Annotated in this window: 11 protein-coding genes; 9 read left to right on the top strand and 2 right to left on the bottom strand. The window is 70.8% G+C overall.

Annotated elements, in window-relative coordinates:
- Positions 1 to 231 precede the first annotated feature (231 nt).
- Complete coding sequence (locus ACO0LU_RS05010) at positions 232 to 1,248, top strand: A/G-specific adenine glycosylase (RefSeq protein ID WP_424790330.1); 1,017 nt, start codon at positions 232 to 234, stop codon at positions 1,246 to 1,248.
- A gap of 11 nt (positions 1,249 to 1,259) precedes the next feature.
- On the top strand, positions 1,260 to 1,820 hold the full coding sequence (locus ACO0LU_RS05005; RefSeq protein WP_424790329.1) for a hypothetical protein: 561 nt from the start codon (positions 1,260 to 1,262) through the stop codon (positions 1,818 to 1,820).
- A 157-nt stretch (positions 1,821 to 1,977) separates the two neighbouring features.
- Here ACO0LU_RS05005 and ACO0LU_RS05000 read toward each other — a convergent pair whose 3' ends face one another.
- Positions 1,978 to 2,472, bottom strand: coding sequence for an amino-acid N-acetyltransferase (locus tag ACO0LU_RS05000; protein WP_424790744.1), 495 nt, complete (start codon positions 2,470 to 2,472; stop codon positions 1,978 to 1,980).
- Positions 2,473 to 2,586: 114 nt separating this feature from the next.
- Here ACO0LU_RS05000 and glpK point away from each other — a divergent pair, with 114 nt between their 5' ends.
- Positions 2,587 to 4,107, top strand: coding sequence for a glycerol kinase GlpK (gene glpK / locus ACO0LU_RS04995; RefSeq protein ID WP_424790328.1), 1,521 nt, complete (start codon positions 2,587 to 2,589; stop codon positions 4,105 to 4,107).
- Positions 4,100 to 4,642 carry a methyltransferase family protein gene (locus ACO0LU_RS04990; RefSeq protein ID WP_424790327.1) on the top strand — a complete coding sequence of 181 codons (543 nt, stop codon included), beginning with the start codon at positions 4,100 to 4,102 and terminating at the stop codon, positions 4,640 to 4,642. The genes glpK and ACO0LU_RS04990 overlap by 8 nt, the downstream gene beginning before the upstream one ends.
- 38 nt (positions 4,643 to 4,680) lie before the next feature.
- Here the strand turns inward: ACO0LU_RS04990 and ACO0LU_RS04985 are convergent, their stop codons facing one another.
- Positions 4,681 to 5,661: a LacI family DNA-binding transcriptional regulator gene (locus ACO0LU_RS04985; RefSeq protein WP_424790326.1), complete on the bottom strand. Its 981-nt coding sequence runs from the start codon at positions 5,659 to 5,661 to the stop codon at positions 4,681 to 4,683.
- 286 nt (positions 5,662 to 5,947) lie between these two features.
- On the opposite strand from ACO0LU_RS04985, the gene ACO0LU_RS04980 reads away from it, so the two are divergent.
- From ACO0LU_RS04980 to ACO0LU_RS04960, 5 genes are all read left to right on the top strand, one after another.
- Positions 5,948 to 7,072: a LacI family DNA-binding transcriptional regulator gene (locus ACO0LU_RS04980; protein ID WP_424790325.1), complete on the top strand. Its 1,125-nt coding sequence runs from the start codon at positions 5,948 to 5,950 to the stop codon at positions 7,070 to 7,072.
- A gap of 114 nt (positions 7,073 to 7,186) precedes the next feature.
- Positions 7,187 to 8,350 carry a Gfo/Idh/MocA family protein gene (locus ACO0LU_RS04975; protein ID WP_424790324.1) on the top strand — a complete coding sequence of 388 codons (1,164 nt, stop codon included), beginning with the start codon at positions 7,187 to 7,189 and terminating at the stop codon, positions 8,348 to 8,350.
- 80 nt (positions 8,351 to 8,430) lie between these two features.
- Complete coding sequence (locus ACO0LU_RS04970) at positions 8,431 to 9,303, top strand: sugar phosphate isomerase/epimerase family protein (protein WP_424790323.1); 873 nt, start codon at positions 8,431 to 8,433, stop codon at positions 9,301 to 9,303.
- Between the two features lie 135 nt (positions 9,304 to 9,438).
- Positions 9,439 to 10,719 (top strand): PQQ-binding-like beta-propeller repeat protein, encoded by a 1,281-nt coding sequence (locus ACO0LU_RS04965; protein WP_424790322.1) that lies wholly within the window; start codon positions 9,439 to 9,441, stop codon positions 10,717 to 10,719.
- Entirely contained in the window at positions 10,719 to 12,062 is a 1,344-nt protein-coding gene (locus ACO0LU_RS04960) for a PQQ-binding-like beta-propeller repeat protein (RefSeq protein ID WP_424790321.1), read from the top strand. The genes ACO0LU_RS04965 and ACO0LU_RS04960 overlap by 1 nt, the downstream gene beginning before the upstream one ends.
- The last annotated feature ends 3 nt before the right edge of the window (positions 12,063 to 12,065 follow it).

Here is a 12,065-nt window from a genome sequence, read left to right as displayed (position 1 = left end):
GCGGGCGCCGAAGGAACCCGATGAACTCGACCGCGGCGAGGTGCGCGATCGACCCGAACTGGACGACCTCGACCGACCCCTGCTGGGGCGGGAGGCCCCCGAACGCGACCTGGTCGATCGGGACCGGCTCGACGAGGCCCGCCCGCTGGTACGGCGTCCTCCCATGCCGCGACCTCTGGATCTAGCCATGCGAGCATAGTGACACAGCCGCAGCGATGGGACGATGGGCAGATGTGCCCCTCACCGTTGCATCAGGTGCTGCTCGACTGGTTCAGCAAGCACGGCCGCGACCTGCCCTGGCGTGGGCCGGACGTCAGCGCGTGGGGTGTGCTGGTCAGCGAGATCATGCTGCAACAGACCCCGGTGGCCCGGGTCCTGCCGCGCTGGGTGGAGTGGATGGACCGTTGGCCCACCCCGGCCGACCTGGCCGCCGCCCCGAGCGCGGCGGTCCTGCGCGCCTGGGACCGATTGGGTTATCCGCGCCGGGCGCTGCGACTGCAGCAGGCGGCCGGGGCCATCGCCGAGGAGCACGACGGCGTGGTCCCCGCCTCCGAGGCGGAACTGCGATCGTTGCCGGGCGTGGGTGAGTACACCGCGGCGGCCGTGGCCGCCTTCGCCCACCGGCGCCGCGCGGTGGTGCTGGACACGAACGTGCGCAGGGTTCTGGAGCGCCTGGTCGGTGCGGGCGCGCTGCCGGCACCCACCCTCACCAACGCCGAACGCCGACGTGCGGCCGACCTGCTCCCGGCCGAGGCGGACAGGTCCGCCCGCTGGAATGCCGCACTGATGGAGTTGGGTGCGCTGGTGTGCACCGCCCGGGCGCCGCGCTGCGGGGACTGCCCGGTGCGGGACCGGTGCCTCTGGTTGGCAGCCGGTCGACCGCAGGACCGCCACGCCCACCGACGTCGCCGGCAGGCATGGGCCGGCACCGACCGCCAGGTGCGGGGTCGGATCATGGCCGCCCTGCGGGCCACTGAGGGGGTGGTACCGGTCCACGACCTGGTGCCCCTGTGGCCGGAAACCACCCAGTTCGAGCGGGCCCTGGCCGGGTTGGTCCGGGACGGACTCGCCGAGCAGGGCCCCGGCGGTTATCGCCTTCCCGGCGCATTCGGGCCCGCAGTCAGCCGGGCGACAATGCCGAACGCCATCGAGTCATCGGATACGCGCACCTCGGTCATGGCGCCGGATGCCACCGCGGAACGTACCTGCGGGAACGGCCGTCCCGGATCCGCCGGACCGAACGGCTAGGCTCAGGAGCCGTGAACAGCCAGACCCCGGACCCACCCGGGCCGGAGGAACCGATGCCCGCCGACGTGGTCATCGCCCGAGCGGTCAAGGCCCACACGCGCGCCCTGCTGGCGGTGCTGGCGGCTCCACTGGCGCTGGCCGGTCTGGGGGCGGCCGCGCTGAGCATGGCCGGCCCGTACGGTCAGGACCCGCCGGCCGTCGCCGGGGTGAGCATGATCGCCCAGGGCCAGGTCCTGGGTGTGATCGCAGGGATCCTGGTGGGCAGAGGACTGTTCGCCCTGCTGTCCGGTGCGGGCACTCCCGGAAGTTCGGACTCGCGTCGAGCAGCGGGTTCGGGCCAACCGATCACGGTGCTCACCCGCACCATCCAGAACCTGGCCACGATGATCAAGGTGATCGGTGCCGCGGCCGTGCTGGGCGTCGTGGTGTGGGCCCTCATCGACGTCTCCGCCCTGGCCGGGGCGATCGTGGGCGCCATCCTGGTGGCCCAGGTGGCGGTGGTGGTGGCACTGGTGCGCGTGGGGATCCTGCACCGGGCTCTCAGCACGTTGCCCCAGCACCGCAGCACCTGAGGCACCGGCCGCTACGGGTGCAGCGTCGTCGTCGGACCTCGCTCCGTCGTCGGGCCCCGCTCCGCGGTCTCGGTGAGCGTCGGCGTCCGGCTCCACGATGTCGCCGGCGGCACGCTCCGGCGGCAGCCGCACGCTTCCGTCACCGACCGGTCCGGGGTCACAGGTGGCGCAACATCCTGGTGTTGCCCAGGGTGTTCGGTTTCACCCGGGCCAGGTCCAGGAACTCAGCGACACCGTCATCGCGAGAGCGCAGGATCTCGGTGAACACCTCCGGCTCCACCACCGCCCCGGCCACCGGTTCGAACCCGTGCTCGCGGAAGAAGTCCACTTCGAAGGTCAGGCAGAAGACCCGCGTCAGGCCCAGTTCACGGGCCCGCTCCAGCAACCGCTCCAGCAGGGTGTGCCCGATGCCGGTCTTGAGCAGTTGCTCATCGACCGCCAGAGTGCGCACCTCCCCGAGGTCCTCCCACATCACGTGCAGCGCTCCGCAGCCCACCAGCGCATCCTCGGTCTCCGCGACGAAGAACTCCTGCACGGACTCGTAGTAGTCCACCAGGTCCTTGGCCAACAGGATGCGTCGCTGGGCGTAGGGCTCCACGAGTCGCTTGATGGCCCGGACGTCGGCCGGTAGCGCGGGACGGATCTGGATCATGGAGTCGCTCACGCCCCTACTCTGCCCGTTCCCTAGCGTCCGGCGCGACCGGTGATGCTGTTCGCGGCGGTCCGGGCCTCGGTACTGTGGGCTTCTCGAGTGAAAGGTAGGTTCATGGCGGAGCACGTCCTCGCGATCGATCAGGGCACCACCAGCACCCGTGCGATCGTCTTCGACCACAGCGGCCGGATCGTGGCCGGCGGCCAACTCGAACACCACCAGATCCTGCCTCGCGCCGGCTGGGTGGAGCACGACCCGGACGAGATCCTGCACAACACCGGCGAGGTCATCGCGCAGGCCCTGGCAGAAGCTGACCTGCGCGCGAACGACCTCGCCGCGGTGGGCATCACCAACCAGCGCGAGACCGTGGTGGTCTGGGACAAGCACACCGGCGAACCCGTGCACAACGCCATCGTCTGGCAGGACACGCGTACCCAGCGGATCGTGAACGAACTCGGCGGAGCCCAGGGGCCGGGCCGGTACCGGGAGACCACCGGTCTGCCGTTGGCGACGTACTTCTCCGGGCCGAAGGTGAAGTGGATCCTGGACAACGTCGACGGCACCCGCGCCCGGGCGGAGGCCGGTGATCTCCTCTTCGGCAACACCGACGCCTGGCTGCTCTGGAACATGACCGGTGGCGCCTCCGGTGGGCTGCACGTCACCGACGTCACCAACGCCTCACGCACGCTGCTGATGGACCTGCACACCCTGGAGTGGGACGGTGACATCGCAGCGGAGATGGGCATCCCGACCTCGATGCTGCCCCGGATCCGGTCCTCCGCCGAGGTCTACGGCACCGGTGATGACGACTCCGGGGTGCCAGGGGTCCCGATCGCCGGGATCCTCGGTGACCAGCAGGCGGCCACGTTCGGGCAGGCGTGCTTCGAGACCGGCGACGCCAAGAACACCTACGGTACCGGCAACTTCATGCTGTTGAACACCGGGGAAGAGGCCATCAGTTCCGAGAACGGCCTGCTCACCACGGTGGCCTACCGCATCGGTGACAACGCCCCGGTGTATGCACTGGAGGGTTCCATCGCGGTGACCGGATCCCTGGTGCAGTGGCTGCGCGACAACCTGGGGTTGATCGAGACCGCCGCCCAGGTGGAGGAGTTGGCAGCCACCGTCCCCGACAACGGCGGGGCCTACTTCGTTCCGGCCTTCTCCGGGTTGTTCGCCCCGTACTGGCGCCCCGACGCCCGCGGTGCCCTGGTGGGCCTGACCAGGTACGTGGGCAAGGGCCACCTGGCCCGGGCCACGCTGGAGTCCACCGCCTACCAGACCCGCGAGGTGCTGGAGGCGATGAACGCCGACTCCGGGGTGGAACTGACCGAGTTGCGGGTGGACGGCGGCATGGTCGGCAACGAGATGCTGATGCAGTTCCAGGCCGACATCCTGGGTGTGGACGTGGTGCGGCCCCAGGTTTCGGAGACCACCGCCCTGGGCGCGGCCTCCGCCGCCGGGATCGCGGTGGGCTTCTGGTCCGGTGAGCAGGACGTGATCGACAACTGGGCCGAGGGACGGCGCTGGAGCCCCACTCTGGACGCCGATGAGCGCGAGCGTCTGTACCGGAACTGGAAGAAGGCGGTCACTCGCACCTTCGACTGGGTGGATGAGGACACCGGCGATGACTGAGCAGCGACAGGAGGTGCGGTGGCTGGACACCTCCGGTGCACACGTGCGGGTGCTGCCGCCGGCGCTGTTCGGGGTGCCGCTGGCTCTGGCCGCGCTGATGCACCGGCGCCGACCGCTGCCGGCCCGGCGCGGGGGCACCGGGCCGCCCCGAGCGAGCCGTCGGGGGCGGTTCGCCGGCGCGCTACTGGCCGCAGCCGGCCTGGGTCTGATGCTCTGGGCCTTCTGGACGATGCGGCGCCATCACACCACCGTGGTGCCCTGGGCACGCGTCGATGAACTGGTCACCTCCGGGCCGTACGCGCACGTGCGCAACCCGATATACGCCGCTGACCTCCTCATCTACCTGGGCGTGAGCCTGCGGCTCGGATCGCTGTGGCCGCTGCTCGCGCTCCCCGCCGTGCTGGGAGCACTGCAACGCTGGGTGATCGAGCCGGAGGAGACCTACCTGAGCCAGAGGTTCGGAAGGCGCTACACCCGTTACCGCGACGCCGTGCCGGCGCTGGTGCCCTCGTGCGTGCGCCACTACAGCAGGTAGGTCGCACGGCCGGCGCAGTCCGGCCCGGCGCAGTCAGGTCAGACCGGCACCGGCCCCGTGGAAGCACGGAGCACTGCCGCCGAGCCGAGCACCGAGGTCCGGACCGGGGCGCCGGGATCGGCGATCCGGTCGAACAGCAGTTCTGCCGCAGTGGTCCCGATCCGGTCCAGGTCTGCGGAGACCGTGGTCAATGCAGGGCGGGACATCCCGGTCTGCAAGGCGTCGTCGCAGCCGGCCACGCTGAGCTGCTCGGGAACGGCGATTCCGGCGTCCTCCAGACCGGTGAGCAGGCCCCAGGCGATCAGGTCGTCGTAGGCGATCACCGCCGTGGCCTGCTGGGCCAGCACGTACTCGGTGGCGGCCCGTCCCGCCGCGAAGTTGGGGGCCATCGGTTCGCTCTCCTGTAAGCGCACACCCAGACGCCCGGCCGCCTGGCGCACCGCAGCCACCCGGCGCTCGCCCGCCCAGGACTGACGCGGGCCGTGTAGGTACAGCACGTCCCGGTGACCCAACCCGGCCAGGTGGGTCAGGATCTGGTCGGTGCCCACCCCGGAGTCCACCGCGATCGCGTCCACGCCCGCCACCACCCGGCCGGCCAGCACCGTGGGCCGGGTCTGGACGAACTCCAGGATCTCGTCGTCGGGCAGCCGGGAAGCCACCAGCACCACCCCGTCCACCAGTTGACTCATCCGACGCACCAGCTCCCGCTCGGCGTTGGCATCCTCGCGCGAGTCCGCCAGCAGCACGCCCAGCCCGCGCTCCTGGGCGTACTGCTCGATACCGGCCAGGATCGGGGTGAAGAAGCCGTTGGTGACATCGGGTAGCACCACTCCGACGGTGCCGAGCCGGCCGGTGACCAGTCCTCGGGCCGCCTGCGAGGGCCGATAGTCCAGCGCTGCTGCCGCAGCCAGGACCCGCTCGCGGGTGGCGCCGCTCACCCGGTCCTGGTTGTTCAGCGAGCGTGACACCGTCGCGATGGAGACCCCGGCCCGGCGGGCCACGTCCCGGATCGTGACCACGTCCCCTCCAGTTCTGCGTCCACTAGCCACGCGCGCTCCCGGCACCCCCGATGGACACGAGTCGTCCGGCGGCCACCACCGAGACGGGTGGCAGTGGGCATGGGCCGGCATGTTGGCCCTACGGTAGCGCCCGGCCCCGGAGCATGTGTCGGGTTTCCGGGAGCCCGCTGCACCGAGGCAAGGGGCACCTGTGCCGATGCTCGGGGCGTCCGCCCGGGCGAAACTCGCAACCGCGAAATGACGGCAAGTCTCCCGCCCAGGCGTGCAAGCGCTTACCCTGTGCTCCATGGCCGGTTCCGTCACCCTTGCGGACGTCGCTCGCGCTGCCGACGTCTCCCTCGCCACTGCCTCCAGGGCGATCAATGGCAGCGCGACGCGCACGGTTCGTCCGGAACTGCGCGCGCGGGTGCTGGCCGCCGCCGCAGAACTGAACTATCTGCCCGACGCCAATGCCCAGGCGATGGCCCGGGGCCGCACCACCGCGCTCGGTCTGATCGTGCACGACATCGCCGACCCCTACTTCTCCGCGATCGCCTCCGGTGTCGGCGCCGCGGCGGAGCGGTCGGACCTGATGGTCACCCTCGGCAACACCCAGCACGACCCCGAACGCGAACTCGCCCTGGTCGGGGTACTGCACCGCCAACGCGCCCGGGCGATCGTGATTGCCGGGGGCCGGCACGATGATGATCTGATGCACGCGCGACTGGGGGCGGCGCTGGCCGCCTACCGGGCCGGCGGGGGCGCGGTAGCCATGGTCAGCCAACCGGTGCTCGAGGCGGACACAGTCGCGATCGACAATGTCAGCGGAGCCGCGGATCTGGCTGCGGCACTGGTGGGCCGGGGCTACCGCTCCTTCGCGGTGCTGGCCGGCCCGCCCGGACATCTGACCGCCCGGGAACGACTGCAGGGGTTCACCTCCGGTCTGGCCGGTAGGGACCGGGACGCGGCCGGGGCGGGCCCCGGGGTACCCCAGCATGTGGTCACCTCGGCCTTCACCCGCGATGGTGGGTACGCAGCGATGACCGAACTCATCGAGCGGGTCGACCTGCGCAGCCCCGAGGTGGATGCGGTGTTCGCCGTCAACGACGTGATGGCGGTGGGGGCGATGGCCGCGGCCCGCGATGCCGGCGTTCGAGTAGGCGCTGATGTAGGCGTAGCGGGTTTCGATGACATCGCCACGTTGCGCGACGTGACGCCCTCATTGAGTACCGTGCGGGTGCCGTTGCACAAGGCCGGAGTGCTGGCCACCCAGCTCGCCCTCGGCCTCCCCCTGAGCGATGCCGGGCACCACGCGGATGCCGACCGTGAGGGCGATACCGAGGTGACCACGCAGACCGGACAGGACGGCATCCGCGTGGTGCGCGTGCGTGGCACCGTGGTGCTGCGGGACTCCACCCCGCTGCGCACCTGAGACCTGAGCACCCGGGCAACCCGATCGGTGCCTTGACGAGGTTGACCCCGCCCGCGTACGCTCTGCGGAAAGCGCATTCCGAATGTGGTACTGCGCACCGACCGGGAGGCACCAATGAGCACCACCACCCTGCGTATCGCCATGAACGGCATCACCGGACGGATGGGATACCGCCAGCACCTACTGCGCTCGATCCTGCCGATCCGGGACGCCGGCGGGGTGGTGCTGGACGATGGCACCAAGGTCCAGGTGGAGCCGATCCTGGTGGGCCGGCGCGAGCACGCCCTGGCCGAGATCGCCCGTGAGCACGACGTGCAGCACTACACCACCGACGTCGACGCGGTGATCGCCGACCCCGGCATCGACATCTACTTCGACTCCCAGGTCACCTCCCGCCGCTACGCCGCGCTGACCGCGGCGATGAAGGCCGGCAAGCACATCTTCACCGAGAAGCCCACCGCCGAGACCCTCGAGGAGGCGATCGAACTCGCCCGGGTGCGCAATGCCGCCGGGGTGACCGCCGGCGTCGTGCACGACAAGTTGTACCTGCCCGGCCTGGTGAAGTTGCGCCGGCTGGTGCAGGAGGGCTTCTTCGGCCGGATCCTGTCCATGCGCGGCGAGTTCGGGTACTGGGTCTTCGAGGGTGACCACCAGGCCGCCCAGCGACCCTCCTGGAACTACCGCACCGAGGACGGCGGCGGCATCACCACCGACATGTTCTGCCACTGGAACTACGTGCTCGAGGGCATCCTGGGCACCGTGGACGCCGTCACCGCCAAGACCGTCACGCACATCCCCACCCGCTGGGACGAGCAGGGGCAGGCCTACGACGCCACCGCCGACGACGCCGCCTACGGGATCTTCGAGGTCACCTCCCCCGACGGTGACCCGATCCTTGCCCAGATCAACTCCTCCTGGGCGGTGCGGGTCTACCGGGACGAGTTGGTCGAGTTCCAGGTGGACGGCACCCACGGCTCGGCCGTAGCGGGCCTGCGCAAGTGTGTGGCCCAGCAGCGCGCCCACACCCCCAAGCCGGTGTGGAACCCGGACCTGCCGGTCACCGAGTCCTTCCGTGACCAATGGCTGGATGTGCCCGACAACGCCGACCTCGACAACGGCTTCAAGGTGCAGTGGGAGGAGTTCCTGCGCGACGTGCTGGCCGGGCGTGAGCACCGCTACGACCTGCTCTCGGCCGCTCGCGGCGTCCAACTGGCCGAGGCCGGCTTGGCCTCCAGCACGCAGGGCAAGCGAGTGGAACTCTCCCCGATCGAACTCTGATGCGCCCCGCCGGGGTGTCCACGCCCGGCCCAGCACCGCCTACCAGGCAAGCCCGCAGCGAGCGTGGCGATGGAGGAACAATGGCTGATCTGTCCCGGTTGTCCCTGAACACCGCCACCACGAAGACGCTGACGTTGCCCGAGGCCGTGCAGGTGGCCGCCGAGGCCGGCCTGGGCGCGGTCGGGCTGTGGCGGGACCGGGTCGCCGAGACCGGACTCACCGAATCGGCCCGGATCGTGAAGGAGGCCGGCCTCCGGGTGTCATCACTGTGCCGGGGCGGGTTCCTCAGCACCGCCGAGCCCGAGGGAATCGCCGCGGCCGTGCAGGACAACCGCGCCGCGATCGAGGAGGCCGCGACCCTGGGCACCCGGGAGTTGGTCATGGTGGTCGGCGGCCTGGACGCCGCCACCGAACCGGGCCGGCCGGCACGCCCGGACGGGGACAAGGACATCGTCGCCGCCCGCACGCGGGTGGCTGAGCGGATCGCCGAACTGGCGCCCTTCGCCGCCGAGCACGACGTGCGCCTGGTGCTGGAACCCCTGCACCCGATCTTCGCTGCGGACCGGGCGGTGCTGTCCACCCTGAAGCAGTGCCTGGACATGGCCGAGCCGTTCCCTGCCGAGACCGTCGGGGTGGTGGTGGACACCTACCACGTGTGGTGGGATCCGGACCTGCGCGAGCAGATCAACCGCGCCGGCGCCGCCGGCAGGATCGCCTCCTACCAGGTGTGCGACTGGATCCTGCCACTGGCTGCGGACACGCTACTGTCCCGCGGCTTCATGGGCGATGGGTACGTCGACTTCCCCACCATCACCTCGTGGGTCTCCGAGGCCGGCTACACCGGGGACGTGGAAGTGGAGATCTTCAACGCCGACATCTGGGCCGCCCCGGGCGCGCGGACCGTGGCCACCATGGCCCAGCGCTACACGCAACTGGTGGCACCGCACCTGTAAGGGCCGACGACGGACGCGGACGACGACGTAGCCCGCCCTCCGCAGCCGACCGGCCCGTGCCACCATCCGGATCCGGCCCGGGCCTCCCATGGGCGGCCCGGCATGCGCCGTCGGACGATTTGACACAATCGCCTCATGACCCGCCCGGATGAGGAATTCGATGTCGAAGCTCCTCCTCCGGCCGCCACGTCACCGCCGCAGCCTGCCCGCCCGGCCCGGTCCGCCGTCGGCTTCTTCCTGCTCGGGCTCGTGCTCGTCGCCATCGGCGTCGTGCTGGCCCCAACCGCCGAACCGGATGAGCGCGGCCTCGTCGCCTCTCTCGAATCCGAGCCGCAACTGCAGTGGCACCTGCCGATCCAGGCCGGTGGGTCCTCGGACGGGCACGTCTGGCTCGGTGAGAACCGGGTGGTCGCGGCCAGTCCCACCCTCGTCCGCTCGGTGGACCTGCGCGGCGGCGACGTCGTCTGGGAGGTGCGGGCCCCACAGATGCAGTGCGGAAGGGAGGAGGACGACATCGCGTGCGTGAGCCGGCAGGGGGCCCGCTCGGAGTTGATCGAGATGACGATGGCCTCCGGCGAGACCGGCCGCACCGTGCAACCCGGGCTCGAGGCCGCGCTCCCCCACGACCGCGGACACATCACCCTGTACTCCGATACCGAGGCGATCAGCGTGATGCGTTCGGGCGATTCCGGGGAACATCGTTGGACCCACCGCGTGCCCGGCGCACCCGAAGCCGACCTCGGCGCGGTCTCCATGGCCGTGCTCGATGATCTGGTGCTGATCCAGGCCCCGCGTGTGGCCGATGGCGCCGGACTCGACCTGGCGCTGGATCTCGCGGACGGGACCCCGCACGAGGAGACTGAGGCCGTGAGTGTGAGTCACGACGGCGAATGGTTGGTACGCCGGGAAAACGAGGTCACGCTTTACGACCGGTCCGGCCGCCCCACCACGGTCAGTGCGGAGTCGGGGTTGCTCCGTGTGGATGATGACCCCGGTTCGGACCTGGTCTTCTCCGACAGCACCGGCGACCTACGGGCGCTATCGGCCGCCACCGGCGAGCAGACCTGGTCCTTCAGCACCGAAGAGTCCGGGGCGATCGCCCACGCCCGCCTGGCCGGGACGATGGTGGGCTGGTCCGGCGGCTCCTGGTACGGCCTGGACGCCGAGGAGGGCACTCTGCGGTGGACCCGCCCCGGGCAGATGCCCCGGTGCCCGTGCCTGGGTGCCGACACCACGTTGGCCCACGTGACCGGCGAGGACGTCTCGGTCCTGACCGGGTTCGACACGCGCACCGGTGCGGTCACCTGGGAGATACCGCTCGCCGAATCCCGTCATTTCAGTTATGACGTCAATGAGTCGCACCTGGCGGTCTTCACCGCCTTCGACCTGTCGGTGTGGTCCCTGGAGAGTACCTGATGCGCGCCCGAGCGGAGGAGTTCGACCTCGAGGTCGTCGCCTCGGCGCCGCTCGGTCCGCGAGAGTCGGGGCTCGGCACCCCGGGCGCTTCGAGAACCCTCCCCGGCCCCCTGCCATGGGTGGCGGTCGCCGTCGTCCTGGTGCTGGCCGGTGTCGCGCTCGCCGAACGTCCGCCGCCACCCTGGCGGACCGGGATCGTCGAGCACATCGCCGCCCCTGCGGAGCAGTGGTTCACGCCGCTGCAGGTCGACATCAGCGACCCGCACGACGTGTGGCTGGGCCCGGAGGCGGCGATCCTGGCCAACCGCTCCCGAGTGCACGCCTTCGCGGTGGCCGATGGGACCGAACTCTGGCGGGCCGAGGGCCGGTACCTGCGCTGCCACCAGGGCGAACCCGACGGCGATGTGTTGTGCGTCAGTGGCGAGGCCGCGCAGGCCGAGTTGATCCGGATCGATGCGATGGCCGGGGAGACGATGCGGGAGCACCGGCCGGGCATTCTCGCCGCGGTGGATGTCGATGGCGGTGTGCTCAGCCTGCGCCAGGAGGGTGAGCGCACGTTCCTGGGCCGGGAGGATTCCAGTGGCACCCAACGCTGGTCGGCCGACCTCGGCTTCGCCGGCGCCTGGTACGTTCCCGCGCTGCTGACCCTGCTGGGCACCACCGGGGACTACGTCATGGTCGGGATGGGGCTAGGGGGGCCCTCGGTTCCGTCGTTCGCCGTTCGCGACGCGGCCGACGGGCAGGTGGCCGAGGAGATCGGTGACCTCTGGGTGGGCCGCCCGCCCTCCGACGCCGCGAACCCATGGCTGCTGGTGGCCGAGGACGGGAGCGAGTTCCGCTACCTCAATGCCGAGGGGGAACTCAGCGAGGCACGCAGCCAGTGGGGTCACTACCTGGTCGTGGACGAGGACCTGATGTCCGATGTCTCCCTGCACCTGGCGCACGGGGAACTGCAGGCCCTCTCCCACCGCCGCCCCGACCACGTCTACTGGAGCCGATCCACCTCCGGGATGACGGCGGTCCTGGCGCGGGTGGGCGGCCTGGTCCTGGTGCAGGAGGGCCCAAGAACCTCCGCGCTCGATGAACGCACCGGGGCGCAGATCTGGAGCGAACGGCTGCCGCTGGTGGCGTGGCGCTCACTCAGCGACGGCAGCACGCTGCTCTCCCTCGACTCCGCCTCCGGGCGGCAGGTCCTGAGCGGGGTTGATGTGCGAAGCGGGGAGTTGCTCTTCGAGGTCACCGGCGTTGAGGGCCCGGAGGCACTGGTGCGTACTGAGCGAACCTACGCGGGTCGGCTCCTGGTGGTGACCACCGCCGGTCTGTCCATGTGGTCCCTGGCCTGACCC

This window comes from Pseudactinotalea sp. Z1748 (genome assembly GCF_049725185.1).
Taxonomy (GTDB): Bacteria; Actinomycetota; Actinomycetes; order Actinomycetales; family Beutenbergiaceae; genus CALKWS01.
The sequence above is the reverse complement of the archived record's forward strand: the minus strand, read 5'-3'. Positions and strand labels throughout refer to the sequence as shown.